Origin of the sequence: Streptomyces gelaticus, assembly GCF_014649535.1 — a bacterium.
Lineage (GTDB): Bacteria > Actinomycetota > Actinomycetes > Streptomycetales > Streptomycetaceae > Streptomyces > Streptomyces gelaticus.
In genome coordinates, this window is the sequence record NZ_BMTF01000091.1 from 1 (window position 1) to 979 (window position 979).

General features: G+C 66.5%; 1 protein-coding gene. It reads left to right on the top strand.

Annotation, left to right across the window (positions count from 1 at the left end; genetic code table 11):
- A partial coding sequence (locus IE107_RS34480; RefSeq protein ID WP_189548277.1) for a LysR family transcriptional regulator occupies window positions 1–867 on the top strand: 867 nt, incomplete at its 5' end.
- Between the last annotated feature and the right edge of the window lie 112 nt (window positions 868–979).

The following is a 979-nucleotide window of genomic DNA, read 5'->3' on the forward strand; positions in this document are numbered from 1 at the left end:
CTGGTCCTGGCCGAGGAACTGCACTTCGGGCGCGCCGCCGCGCGGCTGTTCATGACCCAGCCCGCACTCTCGCAGCAGATCCGCGCCCTGGAACGGGACCTGGGGGTTTGGCTGATCGACCGCACCACGCGCCGGGTCTGCCTGAGCCACGCAGGCAGAGAACTGCTGCCGGCTGTTGAGGAGGCAGTGAGGGCAGCGGACCGGCTACGGGAAGCCGCACGTACCCGCTCCGGGTCCGGCCGCCTGGTGATCGGCTCGTTGGAGAACATCGTGTTGATGGAGCCCATCCCTGCTGTCATCGACACGTTCCGGGAAACGATGCCCGGGGTCGACATTCAGATTCGGCGAGCCGCCTTCGACACCGCCACCGTGCTCCTGGAAGGACAGGCCGACGCCGTGTTCCTCTTCCTCCCGGTGCCGGGGAGCATCCAGTACCTGACGCTGGCCAGCGGTCCGCGGTGCGCGGTGATGTGCGAAACGGACCCGCTGGCGCGGCGGGATCTGATCAGCATCGACGATCTGCGGGACCGACCGCATTTGGGTTGGTCGTCGCGGGTACCGAAGGTTTACCAGGACTTTTGGGCCTGTGATCCTCGGCCGGACGGTAGCCCGGCCCGCTACACCGATCATGCAATGGTCGACTACGCGAGCTCGCTGCTGTCGATCGCCATGCGGGAAGGTATCCAGCTCCCCCCGGAAACTGCGCGTTTTCATTACCCGCAGCCGCGGGTGGCCTACGTCGATGTCGAGGACCTCCCCCCATGGTCCATGGCGCTGGCGTGGCTACCGCTGATGCGGGACCAGCCATATGTGCGAGGACTGCGGAAGGCCGCCCGTCGCGTGCTCCGGGACCGGAGCGCAGGCTGATAGGTGGTGGCCTATCAATTTGCGGAGAACCCGAATCATGCAGGCGTTCCCCGTGACGTTCGGCTGCAGCAGACTGGCCCGGCAGAGCGTGCACGACCAACGAGGAAGGAAC